The 15,205-nt window shown below is 67.5% G+C and carries 14 protein-coding genes and 1 tRNA gene; 8 read left to right on the forward strand and 7 right to left on the reverse strand.

Translation table 11 applies throughout. The features are described 5' to 3' along the window. Positions 1 to 343: 343 nt before the first annotated feature. Positions 344 to 1,303: an enoyl-CoA hydratase/isomerase family protein gene (locus tag WS69_RS09585; protein ID WP_059470544.1), complete on the forward strand. Its 960-nt coding sequence runs from the start codon at positions 344 to 346 to the stop codon at positions 1,301 to 1,303. A gap of 27 nt (positions 1,304 to 1,330) precedes the next feature. Here the strand turns inward: WS69_RS09585 and mfd are convergent, their stop codons facing one another. Continuing rightward, positions 1,331 to 4,804 carry a transcription-repair coupling factor gene (gene mfd, locus WS69_RS09590; protein WP_059470545.1) on the reverse strand — a complete coding sequence of 1,158 codons (3,474 nt, stop codon included), beginning with the start codon at positions 4,802 to 4,804 and terminating at the stop codon, positions 1,331 to 1,333. Between the two features lie 115 nt (positions 4,805 to 4,919). Here mfd and ispD point away from each other — a divergent pair, with 115 nt between their 5' ends. Both ispD and ispF read left to right on the forward strand, forming a co-directional pair. After that, positions 4,920 to 5,630, forward strand: coding sequence for a 2-C-methyl-D-erythritol 4-phosphate cytidylyltransferase (gene ispD, locus WS69_RS09595; RefSeq protein WP_059470546.1), 711 nt, complete (start codon positions 4,920 to 4,922; stop codon positions 5,628 to 5,630). Positions 5,631 to 5,670: 40 nt separating this feature from the next. Then, complete coding sequence (ispF, locus tag WS69_RS09600; RefSeq protein ID WP_059470547.1) at positions 5,671 to 6,159, forward strand: 2-C-methyl-D-erythritol 2,4-cyclodiphosphate synthase; 489 nt, start codon at positions 5,671 to 5,673, stop codon at positions 6,157 to 6,159. 396 nt (positions 6,160 to 6,555) lie between these two features. Here ispF and WS69_RS09605 read toward each other — a convergent pair whose 3' ends face one another. From WS69_RS09605 to ompR, 4 genes are all read right to left on the reverse strand, one after another. After that, entirely contained in the window at positions 6,556 to 7,083 is a 528-nt protein-coding gene (locus WS69_RS09605) for a carboxymuconolactone decarboxylase family protein (RefSeq protein ID WP_059470548.1), read from the reverse strand. Between the two features lie 77 nt (positions 7,084 to 7,160). Then, positions 7,161 to 7,709, reverse strand: a complete 549-nt coding sequence (locus WS69_RS09610) for a peroxiredoxin (protein ID WP_059470549.1) — start codon at positions 7,707 to 7,709, stop codon at positions 7,161 to 7,163. A gap of 198 nt (positions 7,710 to 7,907) precedes the next feature. After that, positions 7,908 to 9,266, reverse strand: coding sequence for an ATP-binding protein (locus WS69_RS09615; protein WP_059470550.1), 1,359 nt, complete (start codon positions 9,264 to 9,266; stop codon positions 7,908 to 7,910). Positions 9,267 to 9,332: 66 nt separating this feature from the next. Then, positions 9,333 to 10,067 carry an osmolarity response regulator transcription factor OmpR gene (ompR, locus tag WS69_RS09620; protein WP_004192636.1) on the reverse strand — a complete coding sequence of 245 codons (735 nt, stop codon included), beginning with the start codon at positions 10,065 to 10,067 and terminating at the stop codon, positions 9,333 to 9,335. Positions 10,068 to 10,145: 78 nt separating this feature from the next. Between ompR and WS69_RS30630 the strand changes: the two genes are divergently transcribed. The 4 genes from WS69_RS30630 to WS69_RS09635 all read left to right on the forward strand — a co-directional run bounded on the left by WS69_RS30630 (position 10,146) and on the right by WS69_RS09635 (position 13,582). Further along, positions 10,146 to 10,328, forward strand: coding sequence for a hypothetical protein (locus tag WS69_RS30630; protein ID WP_010104413.1), 183 nt, complete (start codon positions 10,146 to 10,148; stop codon positions 10,326 to 10,328). Then, positions 10,328 to 10,624, forward strand: coding sequence for a hypothetical protein (locus WS69_RS09625; RefSeq protein ID WP_059470551.1), 297 nt, complete (start codon positions 10,328 to 10,330; stop codon positions 10,622 to 10,624). The genes WS69_RS30630 and WS69_RS09625 overlap by 1 nt, the downstream gene beginning before the upstream one ends. A 209-nt stretch (positions 10,625 to 10,833) precedes the next feature. Then, positions 10,834 to 12,246, forward strand: a complete 1,413-nt coding sequence (locus tag WS69_RS09630; RefSeq protein ID WP_059470561.1) for a DUF1800 domain-containing protein — start codon at positions 10,834 to 10,836, stop codon at positions 12,244 to 12,246. An 82-nt stretch (positions 12,247 to 12,328) separates the two neighbouring features. Further along, positions 12,329 to 13,582 (forward strand): DUF1501 domain-containing protein, encoded by a 1,254-nt coding sequence (locus tag WS69_RS09635; RefSeq protein WP_059470562.1) that lies wholly within the window; start codon positions 12,329 to 12,331, stop codon positions 13,580 to 13,582. A gap of 13 nt (positions 13,583 to 13,595) precedes the next feature. Here WS69_RS09635 and WS69_RS09640 read toward each other — a convergent pair whose 3' ends face one another. Further along, positions 13,596 to 14,432 (reverse strand): squalene/phytoene synthase family protein, encoded by an 837-nt coding sequence (locus WS69_RS09640; RefSeq protein WP_059470552.1) that lies wholly within the window; start codon positions 14,430 to 14,432, stop codon positions 13,596 to 13,598. Between the two features lie 228 nt (positions 14,433 to 14,660). Here WS69_RS09640 and WS69_RS09645 point away from each other — a divergent pair. Beyond that, positions 14,661 to 14,747, forward strand: a tRNA-Leu gene (locus WS69_RS09645). A 247-nt stretch (positions 14,748 to 14,994) separates the two neighbouring features. On the opposite strand, the gene WS69_RS34625 is transcribed toward WS69_RS09645, so the two are convergent. Then, positions 14,995 to 15,205, reverse strand: a 211-nt coding sequence (locus WS69_RS34625; RefSeq protein WP_231747105.1) for a hypothetical protein, incomplete at its 5' end; no start/stop codon positions are given.

The following is a 15,205-nucleotide window of genomic DNA, read 5'->3' on the forward strand; positions in this document are numbered from 1 at the left end:
AGGAATGCAAAGATCATACTCAAAAACGACAGGGGGCGCGCTCACACGCCGCTTTGCGGCGCAGCATCGCGCGTCGTCCGCCTGCGCGGATGTGGGCGCTTGCGCGCCGCCGACGTTTGCGTATTGGCGGGGACGTCATCGTATCGATGAAAAGGCTTGATTTAGTTCTATATTGGAACTTAATATGGCCGGGCATGACGCGAACGTGCGTGAGCCGTGAGCCGCGGCGGCCGGCGCGGCGTCCGCCGCGGGAAACAGCGGCGCGCGGCGCTCGCGACGGCGCGCCGGGAAGGGCGCGGCCGGTCGCGTCGCAATCGACGCGTGGCAGGAAAGGGAGAGAAAAATGAAATATCTGCGTATCGAGCGCAAGGATCGCGTATTGACGATCACGTTCGATCATCCGCCGTTCAATTTTCTGACGACCGCGATGATGCGCGAGCTGAAGGGCGTGCTCGACGGGCTCGAGCACGACGCAGGCGTCGGCGCGGTCATCCTCGCGAGCGCGGTGCCCGATGCGTTCCTCACGCATTTCGACGTCGGCGAGATCAGGGCGGCCGCCGAGGGAATGGCGGTGCCGCTGCCGGCCGCCGTCACGGACGCCGCGATGCGCGTCGAATCCGCGTTGAGCCGCGTGCCGGGCGCACGCCGTTGCGTCGAGCGTACGCCGATGGCGGGCGTCGCGCAGATGAACCTGTTCCACGAGGTGACCGCGCAGATGCGCGCGATGGACAAGGTGTTCGTCGCGGCCGTCAACGGGCGTGCGATGGGCGGCGGCTGCGAGATGGTGCAGGCGTGCGACCTGCGCGTGATGGCGGACGGCGACGCCGACCGCGGCCACGTTCTTGGGCAGCCGGAAATCTACATCGGGCTGCTGCCGGGCGGCGGCGGCACGCAGATGCTCGCGCGCACGGTCGGCGTCGCGCGCGCGATCGAGCTTTGCCTCGACGGCCGGCTGCTGTCGCCGCGCGAGGCGCTCGCGCTCGGGCTCGTGAACCGCGTCGTGCCGGGCGAGCAATTGCGCGCGGAGGCCGAGGCGCTTGCCGAGCGCATGGCGCGCCGGCCGAGCCACTCGATTCGCGCGGTCAAGCGGGCGATCTACGAGGGCGGCTCGCTGCCGCTCGAGCGCGGCATGGCGATCGAGAAGGCCGAATTCCTGTCGGCCGCGACGCAGCCGAGCGCGCGGCGCGCGATGATCGCGTACGCGGACGAGATCGGCCGGCTCGTCGACAGCGGCGGCGAGATCGGCATCGACGAGCTGCGCGCGTGGATCGACGGCGTCGCCGTCGATTTCGCTCGGCAATAGCGCCGCCGGACCGGCGCGCCTCGGCCGCTAGCGCGCGGCCGCCTGCGCGCGCGGCTGGGTCGGCTGGCCGAGCGCGCGCAGCGTTTCCTTGACCGTCGACACGCGCACCGCGAGATCCGGCGTGCGCGTCTCGATCCGCAGCTTGTCCTGGCCGGCGAGCTTGATGTGCCGGTGCTTCTGCACCATGTCGATAATGCGCATCGGATCGATCGGCGGATTCGGCACGAACTGCAGCCCGATCGCCGCCTCGCTCGCATCGATCTTCACGATCCCGAGCGGCTTCGCGGCAAGCCGCAGCCGGTGCGTCTCGACGAGCGCGTGCGCCTGCGGCGGCAGCTTGCCGAAGCGGTCGATCAGCTCCTCCTGGATGCCGTCGATCGAATCGCCGTGCTCGCAGTTCGCGAGCCGCTTGTACAGCGACAGCCGCTCCTGCACGTCGCCGCAATAGTCGGCGGGCAGGATCGCGGGCGCGTGCAGGTTGATCTCGGTCGTCGCGGCGAGCGGCGCGGTGAGGTCGGGCTCCTTGCCGTTCTTCAGCGCCTTCACCGCGTCGTTCAGCATCTCGGTGTAGAGCTGGAAGCCGATCTCGTGGATCTCGCCCGACTGCTTGTCGCCGAGCACCTCGCCCGTGCCGCGGATCTCGAGATCGTGCATCGCGAGATAGAAGCCCGAGCCGAGCTCTTCCATCTGCTGGATCGCTTCGAGCCGTCGCTGCGCCTGTTTCGTCAGCGCCTGCGGATCGTGGACGAGCAGGTACGCGTATGCCTGGTGATGCGAGCGGCCGACGCGCCCGCGCAACTGGTGAAGCTGCGCGAGGCCGAACTTGTCCGCGCGGTGCATGATGATCGTGTTCGCGCTCGGCACGTCGATGCCGGTCTCGATGATCGTCGTGCAGAGCAGCACGTTCGCGCGCTGCGCGACGAAATCGCGCATCACGCGTTCGAGCTCGCGCTCGTGCATCTGGCCGTGCGCGATCACGATCCGCGCTTCGGGCACGAGCGCCTCCAGCATCGCCTGACGATTCTCGATCGTCTCGACCTCGTTGTGCAGGAAATACACCTGGCCGCCGCGCTTCAGCTCGCGCAGCATCGCCTCGCGGATCACGCTTTCTTCCTCGCGCCGCACGAAGGTCTTGATCGCGAGCCGCTTCTGCGGCGCGGTCGCGATCACCGAGAAATCGCGCAGCCCCTCGAGCGCCATCCCGAGCGTGCGCGGGATCGGCGTCGCGGTCAGCGTCAGCACGTCGACCTCCGCGCGCAGTGCCTTCAGCGTTTCCTTCTGGCGCACGCCGAAGCGGTGCTCCTCGTCGATGATCACGAGGCCGAGCCGCTTGAACTGCACGTCCGACGACAGCAGCTTGTGCGTGCCGATCACGATGTCGACGCTGCCTTCGTTGATCTGCGCGATCGCCGCGTTCACTTCCTTCGTCGACTTGAAGCGCGACAGCTCGGCGACCCGTACCGGCCAGTCGGCGAAGCGGTCGATGAAGGTCTGCGTGTGCTGCTCGGCGAGCAGCGTGGTCGGCGACAGGAGCGCGACCTGCTTGCCGCCCATCACCGCGATGAACGCTGCGCGCAGCGCGACTTCGGTCTTGCCGAAGCCGACGTCGCCGCACACGAGGCGGTCCATCGGCTTGCCGCTCGTCATGTCGCCGATCACGGCCGCGATCGCCGCGGCCTGGTCGGGCGTCTCCTCGAAGCCGAAGCTCTCGGCGAATTTCACGTAATCGCGCGGCTCGAGCGCGAATGCGTGGCCCTCACGGGCCGCGCGGCGCGCATACAGGTTCAGCAGTTCGGCCGCGGTGTCGCGGATCTGCTGCGCGGCGCGGCGCTTCGCGCGCTCCCACTGGCCGGAGCCGAGCGCGTGCAGCGGCGCGCTGTCCGGGTCCGCGCCGCTGTAGCGCGAGATCACGTGCAGTTGCGCGACGGGCACGTACAGCTTGCTGTCGCCCGCATATTCGAGATGCAGGAACTCGGTGTCGCCTTCGCCGAGATCCATCGACACGAGGCCCATGTAGCGGCCGATGCCGTGCTGCGCATGAACGACCGGGTCGCCGACCTTCAGCTCGGACAGGTCGCGCACCATCGCATCGACGTTGCTTGCTTGCTCTTGGCGGCGGCGCCCCGCGCGGCGGCCGAGCGCGCCGTACAGCTCGGTCTCGGTGACGATCGCGTAGCCTTCGCCCGGCACCGCGAAGCCGTTGGCGAGCGGCGCGACGCCGAGCGCGAAGCGTTCGTCGCTTTCGAGCCACGCGGCGAAGCTGTCGCTGCCCGCGGGCCGCAGACGGTGCTCGGCGAACAGTTGTGCGATCGTCTCGCGGCGGCCTGCCGATTCGACGGTGAAGAGCACGCGGTTTTCCGTCGTGTCGAGATACGCGGCGAGCGCGGCGAGCGGCGCGTCCGAGTGACGGTCGAGCGCGAGGCTCGGCAGCGGAGCGGCCCAGCCGCCCGACGGCTGCGCGGGCAGCGCGATGCGCGCGAACGGCTTCGCGAACGCGTAGAAATCCTGGTCGGACAGGAAAAGGCGCTGCGGCTCGAGGATCGGCCGCTCGCGGTCGTGCGACAGGAACGCGTAGCGCTGCTTCGTGTCGTTCGTGAAGCGCTTGATCGCCGCGTCGAGATCGCCCGCGAACACGAGATGCGCGCCGTCGGGCAGATAGTGGAAGAGCGTCGCCGTCTCGTCGAAGAAGAGCGGCAGATAGTATTCGATCCCGGCCGACGGCACGCCGTTGCCGATGTCCTTGTAGATCGGCGCGCGGCTCGGGTCGCCTTCGAACGTCTCGCGCCAGCGGCTTCTGAACGCGGTGCGCGCGGCCTCGTCGAACGGGAACTCGCGGCCGGGCAGGAGGCGCACGTCGCGCACCGGGTAGAGACTTCGCTGCGTGTCCGGATCGAACGCGCGGATCGAGTCGACCTGATCGTCGAACAGGTCGATCCGGTACGGCAGCGGCGAGCCCATCGGGTACAGGTCGATCAGCGAGCCGCGCACGCAGTATTCGCCGGGCCGCACGACCTGGCTCACGTGCTCGTAGCCCGCGAGCGTCAACTGCGCCTTCAGCTTCGCCTCGTCGAGCCGCTCGCCCTGCGTGAACGCGAACGTATAGGCGGCCATGAACGACGCGGGCGGCATCCGGTAGAGCGCCGTCGTCGCGGGCACGAGCAGGATGTCGCAACGGCCTTCGCCGAGGTCGTGCAGCGTCGCGAGGCGCTCGGACACGAGATCCTGGTGCGGCGAAAACGTGTCGTACGGCAGCGTCTCCCAGTCGGGAAGCACGCGCACGCGCGTGTCGGGCGCGAAGTAGCCGAGCTCTTGCGCGAGCCGCTGCGCGTCGACTGCGTTCGCGCAGATCACGGCGAGAAGCGGCACCTGCGCGCGATGCACGGCGAGGTAGCGGGCGATGACGAGCGCGTCGGCGGAGCCGTGCGCACCGTCGAACGCGAAGCGCTGGCCCGCTTTGACGAGCGCGACGGGGGACTGCGATGGGGAGGCGTTGTCTGACATAACGAGCGGCTGGTTGGCGGACGCCGGATGGGGACGAGCTCGGCGCGGCTCATCACGGCGAAAGACGTATTATAAAATCCGTCCTTCGATTTCATCTTTTCCTGCGTTTTTTCCCGTGACCTCCCGACTATTCGCCCTGATTCCGTGCGCCGGCACCGGCAGCCGTTCCGGCTCCGCGCTGCCGAAGCAATACCGCACGCTCGCCGGACGCGCGCTGCTGCACTACACGCTCGCCGCGTTCGACGCGTGCAGCGAGTTCGCGCAGACGCTCGTCGTGATCTCGCCCGACGATCCTCATTTCGACGCGCGCCGCTTCGCCGGCCTGCGCTTCGCGGTGCGGCGCTGCGGCGGCGCGTCGCGGCAGGCGTCGGTGATGAACGGGCTGATCCAGCTCGCCGAATTCGGCGCGACGGACGCCGACTGGGTGCTCGTGCACGACGCCGCGCGCCCCGGCATCACGCCTGCGCTGATCCGCACGCTGATCGGCACGCTGAAGGACGATCCCGTCGGCGGCATTGTCGCGCTGCCGGTCGCCGATACGTTGAAGCGCGTGCCGGCGGGCACCGACGCGATCGAGCGCACCGAGCCGCGCGCCGGCCTCTGGCAGGCGCAGACGCCGCAGATGTTCCGCATCGGGATGCTGCGCGACGCGATCCAGCGCGCGCAGCTCGACGGCCACGACCTGACTGACGAAGCGAGCGCGATCGAATGGGCGGGCCATGCGCCGCGCGTCGTGCAGGGCAGCCTGCGCAACTTCAAGGTCACGTATCCGGAGGATTTCGACCTCGCGGAAGCGATCCTCGCGCATCCGGCGCGCGCTTCCTGAACCGTATTTTCATCATCGCATCACACTCGGATCGAATCACATGGATTTCAGAATCGGACAAGGCTACGACGTGCATCAGCTCGTTCCCGGGCGGCCGCTCATCATCGGCGGCGTGACGATCCCGTACGAGCGCGGGCTCCTCGGCCACTCGGACGCGGACGTGCTGCTGCACGCGATCACCGATGCGCTCTTCGGCGCGGCGGCGCTCGGCGACATCGGCCGTCATTTCTCCGACACCGATCCGCGCTTCAAGGGCGCCGACAGCCGCGCGCTGCTGCGCGAATGCGCGGCGCGCGTCGCGCAGTCGGGCTTTTCGATCCGCAACGTCGACAGCACCGTCATCGCGCAGGCGCCGAAGCTCGCGCCGCACATCGACGCGATGCGCGCGAACATCGCGGCCGATCTCGGCTTGCCGCTCGATCGCGTGAACGTGAAGGCGAAGACCAACGAGAAGCTCGGCTACCTTGGACGCGGCGAGGGCGTCGAGGCGCAGGCGGCGGCGCTCGTCGTGCGCGAGGCGGCGGCATAATCGACCGCTGGGCGGCCTGGCGGCTTGGGCGGTTCGAGCGGCCTGAACGGCGGCGCGAGGCCCCGCTGCTGGCGGGGCGCCGGGAAGCGATCGGCGCGAAGGAAATCACCGAATCGGCGAATCGCCGCAGATGCTCGAAAAGGCGTAGACGCCTGGCGCGTTCGAAGCGGTTCAAACCATGCGGTCGATGTAATCCGACGTGCGACGAAGCAAGCCATGCGGCGAGCCACGTTGCGCGCAAGGACGCAAAGCGCCGAAAAAAAGACCGACCCGGAGGTCCGGCGCGCACCTGCCGCGCCGCCGACCTGGTGCGCGAGCACAAACAAAAACGCCACGCGACGGATGCGCGCGGCGTTTTTTGTTGCGGCGACGGCCGTCATCGCACCGTCATCGCATTCACTTGCCTTCGGCGGCGATCACCTGCGCGGCGGCGTTGATCACCGACGCGATGCGGCCGACGTCGCGCAGCTGCGTGACGGTCATCCCTTGTTCGTTCTTCAGGAGCGCGTAGTGCGACTTCACGCAGAAGTGGCACTTGCCGACGATCGACGCGGCGAGCGCGTACATCTCGAACTTGCGCTTGTCGACGCCGCCGTGCGACGCATACGCGCCCATCCGCAGCTCGGCGCGCTGCGTCTTCAGGTCGCCGTCGTCGGCCATCTCGACATACGGATACCAGGTGTTGTTCATCCCCATCAGCGCAGCTGCCGTCAGCGCCGCGTGGATTTCCTCGGGCGACAGCACGCCCGCTTCGCGGATCGCGTTGACGAGGACGGTGCTCTTCGCCGCGAACGCCGCCGCGAGCGCCGCGCCGACCGCGTCGGCGCCTTCGAGCGACGAGCGCGAGATCGTACCGTCGAGGTTCAGGCGAATGTCCTTCGCGTAGTCGGGAATCTGAGCCTTAATCGATTCGATGAATTCCATTGATATCTCCTATGATTGGGCCGTTAAAAAAGCCCGCAGGCATGACGCAGCGCTGCGGGCTTTCGTGCATCGAACGCTTACAGCGTCGCGCCGCCGATCGCGCGGTTGCACGGGCAGAGTTCGTCCGTTTGCAGACCGTCGAGAATGCGCAAGATTTCTTCCGGGCTGCGGCCGACGTTCAGGTTGTTCACCGACACGTGCTGGATCGTGTTGTCCGGGTCGACGATGAACGTCGCGCGCAGCGCCACGCCGGCTTCCTTGTCGCGCACGCCGAGCTGGTCGATCAGCTCGCCCTTGACGTCGCCGAACGAGTAGTGGTTCAGCTTGTCGAGATCCTTGTGCTCACGGCGCCATGCGAGCTTGACGAATTCGTTGTCCGAGCTACCGCCGAGCAGGACGGCGTCGCGCTCTTCGAACTGCTTCGTGAGCTTCGCGAATTCGACGATTTCCGTCGGGCAGACGAACGTGAAGTCCTTCGGGTAGAAGTAGACGACCTTCCACTTGCCCGGGAACGACGCTTCGGTGACCGTCTCGAAGGCCGACTGGCCATTTTCTTCATGGTTGTTGAAGCCCGGCTTCGCGGCTACAACGGTGAAAGCTTCGAGTTTATCGCCCACGGTTTTCATGCGGATGCTCCTGTGTGAGTTGGGAAAAACGGCTACCTGCGGTCAAGCTACCGATGCGCTGCAACGTCTCCGTGACAGCATAGGGAAAACTATAACTCTATTAAATTTTTCTATCAATAGATTTTAACTAACGAACCTCATAGGAATTTTCAAAGATGCCGATAGGGTTCGATCATCGAGTGAGGGATTCGTCGTGCGTCACGCGGCCGCACGCGCTTTCGCGCTCGGAAACTCCAGCGTGACTTCGAGGCCGGCGTCGGGCGTGCGGTTGCGCAGCCGCAGCGTGCCGCGGTAGCGGTTGACGAGGCGCAGCACGATCGCCATTCCGAGCCCGGTGCCGTCGGCTTTGCTGCGCGCGGTGTCGACGCGGTAGAACGGGCGCATCACGAGCGGCAACTGATCCTCGGGGATGCCGGGGCCTTCGTCGGCGACGACGAGCTCGACGCGCGCGTGCGTCACGCGCGTCTCGAGCAGGATGCGCGCGACGCCGTCCTTCGTGCTCTGCCCGTACTTGCGCGCGTTCTCGACGAGATTGCCGATCACGCGGCGCATGTCCGTCTCGTCCGCCTCGATGACGGCGGCGGGCGCGAGGCGTATGTCGAGCTGCACGCCGTCCTCGCTCACGATCCGCGCGGCGACCTCGCGCGCGACGTGCGACAGGTCGACGGGCTCCGGCGTGCGCTGCGCGGGGCGCGCGTAGTCGATGAACGCGGCGATGATGCGGTCCATCTGCTCGATGTCGTCGACCATCGCGTCCTTTGTCGCCTGGTCGGACGGGCTCATCTCGGTCTCGAGGCGCAGCCGCGCGAGCGGCGTGCGCAGGTCGTGCGAGATCCCCGCCAGCATCAGCGCGCGGTCCGCCTCGAGTTGCTCGAGGTCGCGCACCATCTGGTTGAAGCTGCGGTTGGTGTCGGCGGCGACGCCCATCCCGCGCTCGGGCAGCGGCTCCGGCGTCTGGCCGGAGCCCACCTTGCGCGCGGCGAGCGCGAGCCGCGAGAACGGCTGGTTCACGAGGCTCGTGATGAACGCCGAGCCGAACAGCGACAGCGCGAGCGCGAAGAGGCCCCAGCCCGCCCATTGCAGGCCAGTGACGGTGTCGAGCTGATCGCGGTCGAGCGCGACCCAGTAGTCGTCGTCGTCGATCTTGAAACTGATCCACACGCCGGCGATGTCGTTGACCGATTGCGCGATCACCGTGTCGTCGCCCAAGCGGCTGCGGATGTCGTGCTCGATCAGCCGGTTCAGCGACTCGTCGGGCTGCAGCTTGAACTTGTCAGTCTTTTCGCGCGGATAGACGCGCACGCCCTCGTTGCTCTCGAGATCCTGCAGCAGCGCGCGGCGCAGGTCGGGATCGGAATAGAGGAGGGCCGTGCGCGTGAGCTTCACGATCGCGACGAGCTGCAGCGCGACGCGCTGCGCGCGCGGCTCGCGCTCGATCACCCGGAAGCTCTGGAACCACGCAGCAAGACTCACTGCGATCAACAGTGCGATCAGCAGGAAGGTGCGCCAGAACAGCCCGCCGAACACGAGCGTCAAAAGGCGCCGGTCGATACGCATAGGACTGGCTGTCTAACTGGCGTCAAAGGCGTGGCGTCGGAGGCGTGTGCCGCGTCGAAACAGAAATCAGGCCGCACCGTCGGGGATGAACACGTAGCCGAGACCCCACACCGTCTGGATGAAGCGCGGGCTGCCCGGATCCGGCTCGATCAGCTTGCGCAGGCGCGAGATCTGCACGTCGAGGCTGCGGTCGAACACTTCGTACTCGCGGCCGCGCGCGAGCTCCATCAGCTTTTCACGCGACAGCGGCTGGCGCGGATGGCGCGCGAACACTTTCAGCACCGAGAATTCGCCCGTCGTGAGCGGAATCTCCTGGCCGGATTTCGTGAGCGTGCGCGTCGCGAGGTTCAGCGAGAACTCGCCGAACTCGAACACCTCGGTCGTCTCGGAGGGCGCGCCCGGCAGTTCGGCGGGCGCCTGGCGGCGCAGCACCGCGTGAATGCGTGCGACGAGCTCGCGTGGATTGAACGGCTTCGGCAGGTAGTCGTCGGCGCCCATCTCGAGGCCGACGATGCGGTCGACGTCCTCGCCCTTCGCGGTGAGCATGATGATCGGCGTGCGGTCGTTGCTGCCGCGCAGGCGGCGGCAGATCGACAGGCCGTCCTCGCCCGGCAGCATCAGGTCGAGCACGAGTAGATCGAAACGTTCGCGCACCCAGAGCTTGTTCATCGCCGTCGCGTTCTCGGCGACGTACACGTTGAAACCCTGCTCGCCGAGATAGCGGCGCAGCAGATCGCGCAGGCGCGGGTCGTCGTCGACGACGAGAATTTTCGAGGGGTTTTTCGTTTCCATGAGTGGCATCTTATCGCGATTAGGAAAAACCGCGAGCTTGCGGCTTTCGACGGGTTACAGTCAGTTACAAAATTTACCCGCGCTATTGTGCCGAGTAAAGACAGTCGCGACAGACTCCTTTACTCGAAGACGACATTCGGTGGATACTCCCTCCACTTAACATTTACATGGTTTGCACGCCCGATTCTCGCAGGGTTTGTACGTGTGCCAAAGGTAGCCGGTTGCCGCGTGACGAAGGGAACAAAACGACGAAAGAGGCGAGGCCAGTGATGCGGCCGACGAAGACGGCGTTCGTGCTGGCGCTCGCATGCGTCGGCTTCCTCGCTTCGGAGTTCGCCTGTGCGCAGCGCCCGGACCGCGGCGCCGCGTCGTCGCACAAGATGCCGCGCGGCAAGGGCGCACCGGCGCGTGCCGCGTCGCCCGATCGCGCCGAGCCTCCCTCCCGCTCGGCCGCTGTCCCGCCCGATCTCGATCAGCGGCGCCGCGACGGCCACATGACGCCGGAAGAACGGCATCTCTTGCGCCAGCACATCGAAGACGCGGTCCGCGAACTTTACAAGCGTTGAATCGTTAAATCCTGCGCGTCGCCGGGCGCTGGCCGCCCTGAAAAATTCCGTATCAATTCGATCGTCAACTGCGCATCGTCGCGAGCCGTTGAATCGCCATTACCGACGGTCGCGCGCCGTGCGAGCTGTCGTGGTTTTCCTCTTTCGGAGAACGGTCGACGATGAGCGATTCGAGCACGGCCGGGCGGGCCCCGGCGAAGGCGGACCGGATGCCGGCCTCGTTGCAGACGCTTCTCGACGCGGACGACGCGCGCTTCCTGCTGACGCGCACCGGCTTCTCGCCGCCGCCGCGCGACGTCGCGCATTTCGTCGGAATGACGCGCGCGCAAGCGCTCGCCGAATTGCTCGCCGGCACGCGCACGCAAAGCGTCACGCCGCCGCCCGACTGGGTGCGCGAGTTGCCGCCGTCGCGCGCGGGGCGCGCCGCGTTCACGCCCGACGAGCGGCGCGCGGAGCAGCAGTTGCGCAACCGCCGCTACGACGAGTTGCGCGCGTGGTGGGTGCGCGAGATGCTCGTGACGCCGTCGCCGCTCACCGAGCGGATGACGCTCTTCTGGCACAACCACTTCACGTCCGGCCAGGACAAGGTACCGTTTCCGCAAACGATTGCGGCGCAAAACGCGCTGCTGCGCGCCGATGCGCTCGGCAACTTCGGCGCGATGCTGCACGGCGTCGCGAAAGATCCGGCGATGCTGCAGTATCTCGACGGCGCGAGCAATCGCAAGGGGCGGCCGAACGAGAACTTCGCGCGCGAAGTGATGGAACTTTTCACGCTCGGCGAAGGCCACTATACGCAGCGCGACGTGTCCGAGGCCGCGCGCGCGTACACCGGCTGGGGGCTCGATCCCGATACGCTCGCGTACGCGTTCCGGCCGAACGTTCACGACGACGGCGTGAAGACCGTGCTCGGCGAAGCCGGGCGCTTCGACGGCGACGCGGTGCTCGACATCCTGCTCGCCCGTCCCGAAACCGCGCGCTTCGTCGTTGCGAAGCTGTGGCGCGAATTCATCTCCGATACGCCCGATTCCGACGTCGTCGAGCACGTCGCCGCGCGATTCAGGCAGAGCGGCTACGCCATCAAGGCGGCGCTCGCGGGGCTGCTGTCGTCGGATGCGTTCTGGGCCGATCGCAATCGTGGCGTGCTCGTCAAGTCGCCGGCGGAGTTCGTGGCCGGCACCGTGCGGCTCTTCGACGTCGGCTATGGCGATGCCGCGCCGCTCGCGAACACGCTGCGCACGCTCGGCCAGAACCTGTTCTACCCGCCGAACGTGAAGGGCTGGCCGGGCGGCGCGATCTGGATCAACAGCTCGACGCTGCTTGCGCGCAAGCAATTCGTCGAGCAGATGATGCGCGCGACGGAGGCGCCCGGCATGCGCGCGGCGCCCGGTTCCCACGACATGGCAGGCAAGCTGGCGCCGATGCGTCGAGGAATGCGCTTCGATCTCGACGCGTGGCTCGCCGCGTATCGGACGAAGCCGCAGGCGCAGCCGGACCTGTCGACGGAGCTGCAGATGCAGCACGCGGTGTTGCCGATTTCGCCCGTCGCGGCGATCGAGGCCGGCGCGACGAGCAGCGCGTATTTGCAGGCGTTGCTAATGGACCCAGCATATCAACTGAAGTAGCGAACATGAAAACGACGACGAGGCGATGCCGCGCGACGCGGCGAACTGCGGGGCGCGTCGAACGCAGAACGAGGAAAGCAGGATGAAACGACGGGATTTTCTGGCCTTGGCGAGTCTCGCCGGGGCCGCGGGTGCATCGCTCTCGATGCCGCACGCGTTCGCGGCTACGGCGGCCGGCGCGGCGTCTGCCGTGCACGGCGCGTTTGCGCGTGCATCGGGCGCCGCGAGCTATTCGAACCTGCTGATTCTCGTCGAGCTGAAGGGCGGCAACGACGGGCTCAACACGGTGATCCCGTATGCGGATTCGCTATACCGCACGCTGCGTCCGACGATCGGCGTCAAGCGCGAGCAGGTCGTGCAGCTCGACGAGCGCAGCGCGCTGCATCCGGCCCTCGCGCCGCTCGTGCCGATCTGGCGCGATGAGCGGCTGGCGATCGTCGACGGCGTCGGCTATCCGCAGCCGAATCTGTCGCATTTCCGCTCGATCGAGATCTGGGATACCGCGTCGCGCGCCGATCAGTATCTGCGCGAAGGCTGGCTCACGCGCGCGTTCGCGCAGGCGAGCGTGCCGCCCGGCTTTGCCGCCGACGGCGTCGTGCTCGGCAGCGCGGAGATGGGGCCGCTCGCGAACGGCGCGCGCGCGATCGCGCTCGTCAATCCCACGCAGTTCATCCGCGAGGCGCGGCTCGTGCAGCCCGTGTCGCTGCGCGAACGCAATCCCGCGCTCGCCCACGTGATCGACGTGGAGAACGACATCGTCAAGGCGGCCGACCGGCTGCGTCCGCACGCGGGCGCGCCCGCGCTCGCGACCGCGTTTCCGGCCGGGCCGTTCGGCACGTCGGTGAAGACCGCGATGCAGGTGCTCGCCGCGTGCGACACGCCGCAGCGCGCGCCGATGCCGGGGCAGGGCGTCGCGGTGCTGCGCCTTACGCTGAGCGGCTTCGACACGCACCAGAACCAGCCCGGCCAGCAGGCGGGATTGCTGAAGCAACTGGCGGAAGGGCTCGTCGCGATGCGCTCGGCATTGACCGAGCTCGGGCGCTGGAACGACACGCTCGTGATGACGTATGCGGAGTTCGGCCGGCGCGCGCGGGAGAATCAGAGCAACGGCACCGATCACGGCACGGCCGCGCCGCATTTCGTGATGGGCGGGCGCGTGCGCGGCGGCCTGTACGGCGCGCCGCCCGCGCTCGCGCGGCTCGATGGCAACGGCAACCTGCCCGTCGCGGTCGACTTTCGTCAGCTCTACGCGATGGTGCTCGGTCCGTGGTGGGGGCTCGATGCGACGAGCGTCCTGCAGCAGCGCTTCGAGCCGTTGCCGTTGTTGCGCGCGTGACGGGCGGCGCGCGTCAGCGGCGCCGCGCGGCGCGCCATGCGATCCACAGCTTGCGGATCGGCGTGAGCGCGAGCCGCTGGTGCAGCACCTGGAAGCCGTCGCGCTCGATCTCGTTGAGCACCGCGAGCGCGAGCGCGCCGAGCGCGCGCAGCGTGCGCTGCGCGCGACGCTCGTCGGCGGGGATGCCGGACAGCGACGTGTTGAGCGCATCGCGCGCACGCGACGCCTGGAAACGCATCAATTCGGTGTATGCGGGGCTGTAGCGGCGGTTGAGGAGGTCGGCCGCCGTCACGCCGTAGCGCTGCAGTTCGTCGATCGGAATGTAGATGCGGCCGTGGCGCGCGTCCTGCCCCAAATCCTGTACGAATTGCGCGAGCGTCAGCGCGTGCCCGAGCGGCTGCGCCCAGCGCGCGTCGTCCGCGGCCGGCCGACTCGCGCTCGCGCGCGCGACGAGCCCCGCGAACGTGCCGCCCGTATGGTCGACGTAGCGGCGCAGGTTCGCGAAGTCCAGATAGCGCGCCTGCTCGAGATCCATCCCGTAGCCGGCGACGAGCGTCTGAAGCGCGTCGACTTCGCGTGCAATGTCAGGATGGTGCGCGGCGAGCGCCTGCGATACCGGGTGCGACGGATTGCCGGCCGCGAGCGCGGCGAGTTCCTTTTGCCACCAGGCGAGCTTCGTGTGGCCGATGGTCGGATCGCTGACTTCCTTCACCGTCTGTTCGAGCTCGCGTCGCAGCGCGAAGAGCGCGGCGACGAGCGGCTGGCGCGCGAGCGGCGCCTGGCGCAGCGCATAGTAGATGCTGGAGCCGGGCGCTGCGGCTTTCTGCTGGCAGTATTCGTCGAAATTCACGGGGACAGGAACGAGTGGGGCGAGATCGGCTCGGACGGGTGCGGGGCGGTTCGACGGCACGACGTCGCGGCCGCCTCGCGGAGACATCAACGAATTTTAGCATCGCGGCAAGGGAGAGGTCGGCCGCTAGAGACAAGCGGAGGGAGATCGGTTAAAATCTTGCGCTCGCGCTTTTCGGGCGGTCGCGACAGCGACGCGCAAGCCTGTTCGGCGCAGCATTTTTCGCGTGCGTGAGTGGCGAAATTGGTAGACGCACCAGGTTTAGGTCCTGACGGGAGAAATCCTGTGTCGGTTCGAGTCCGACCTCACGCACCACCAAAGATGAAGGCCACGTACCGCAAGGTGCGTGGCCTTTTTGCCTCTGGTAAAGGCTACCAGATATCCGGTCCGGATGGGCCAGGGGCTGCGCCCCGGAAAAGGGGCGTGGGGAGGACGCGAGGGTTACAGCGTGCTCGCCGGCGAACGCGGTGCTGAGTAGGCGCTGGACGCGCCCGAGGTCTGAAGTTGCCCCGCTTTGACGGACAGATGTGCAGTAGCAATCGATATGGCGATTTAACCTCCGTTAAGCAGGTAAGTCGCGGGTTGTCCACGGGCGGGCGGCGGGTCGCCTATCACGACCACGACGCTGCCCGGCGATGGGCAACCCGCACGGGGACGCGTTTTTATTTTTCGTGTGCTCGTCTTCGAATTCGAGCAGTGAACGGTAGCCGATGCTGCTGTGTAGACGGCGCAGGTTGTACCAGCCCTCGAGGAACCAGAACAGACGCGCGCGC

Origin of the sequence: Burkholderia sp. BDU5, from assembly GCF_001522845.1 — a bacterium.
GTDB classification, from domain to species: domain Bacteria; phylum Pseudomonadota; class Gammaproteobacteria; order Burkholderiales; family Burkholderiaceae; genus Burkholderia; species Burkholderia mayonis.

Excerpts from the sequence above, each read along its gene's own strand:
- WS69_RS09585 (WP_059470544.1), top strand. The coding sequence starts at position 344 with ATGAAATATCTGCGTATCGAGCGCAAGGATCGCGTATTGACGATCACG.
- mfd (WP_059470545.1), bottom strand. The coding sequence starts at position 4,804 with ATGTCAGACAACGCCTCCCCATCGCAGTCCCCCGTCGCGCTCGTCAAA.
- ispF (WP_059470547.1), top strand. The coding sequence starts at position 5,671 with ATGGATTTCAGAATCGGACAAGGCTACGACGTGCATCAGCTCGTTCCC.
- WS69_RS09605 (WP_059470548.1), bottom strand. The coding sequence starts at position 7,083 with ATGGAATTCATCGAATCGATTAAGGCTCAGATTCCCGACTACGCGAAG.
- WS69_RS09610 (WP_059470549.1), bottom strand. The coding sequence starts at position 7,709 with ATGAAAACCGTGGGCGATAAACTCGAAGCTTTCACCGTTGTAGCCGCG.
- WS69_RS09615 (WP_059470550.1), bottom strand. The coding sequence starts at position 9,266 with ATGCGTATCGACCGGCGCCTTTTGACGCTCGTGTTCGGCGGGCTGTTC.
- ompR (WP_004192636.1), bottom strand. The coding sequence starts at position 10,067 with ATGCCACTCATGGAAACGAAAAACCCCTCGAAAATTCTCGTCGTCGAC.
- WS69_RS09625 (WP_059470551.1), top strand. The coding sequence starts at position 10,328 with ATGCGGCCGACGAAGACGGCGTTCGTGCTGGCGCTCGCATGCGTCGGC.
- WS69_RS09630 (WP_059470561.1), top strand. The coding sequence starts at position 10,834 with ATGCCGGCCTCGTTGCAGACGCTTCTCGACGCGGACGACGCGCGCTTC.
- WS69_RS09635 (WP_059470562.1), top strand. The coding sequence starts at position 12,329 with ATGAAACGACGGGATTTTCTGGCCTTGGCGAGTCTCGCCGGGGCCGCG.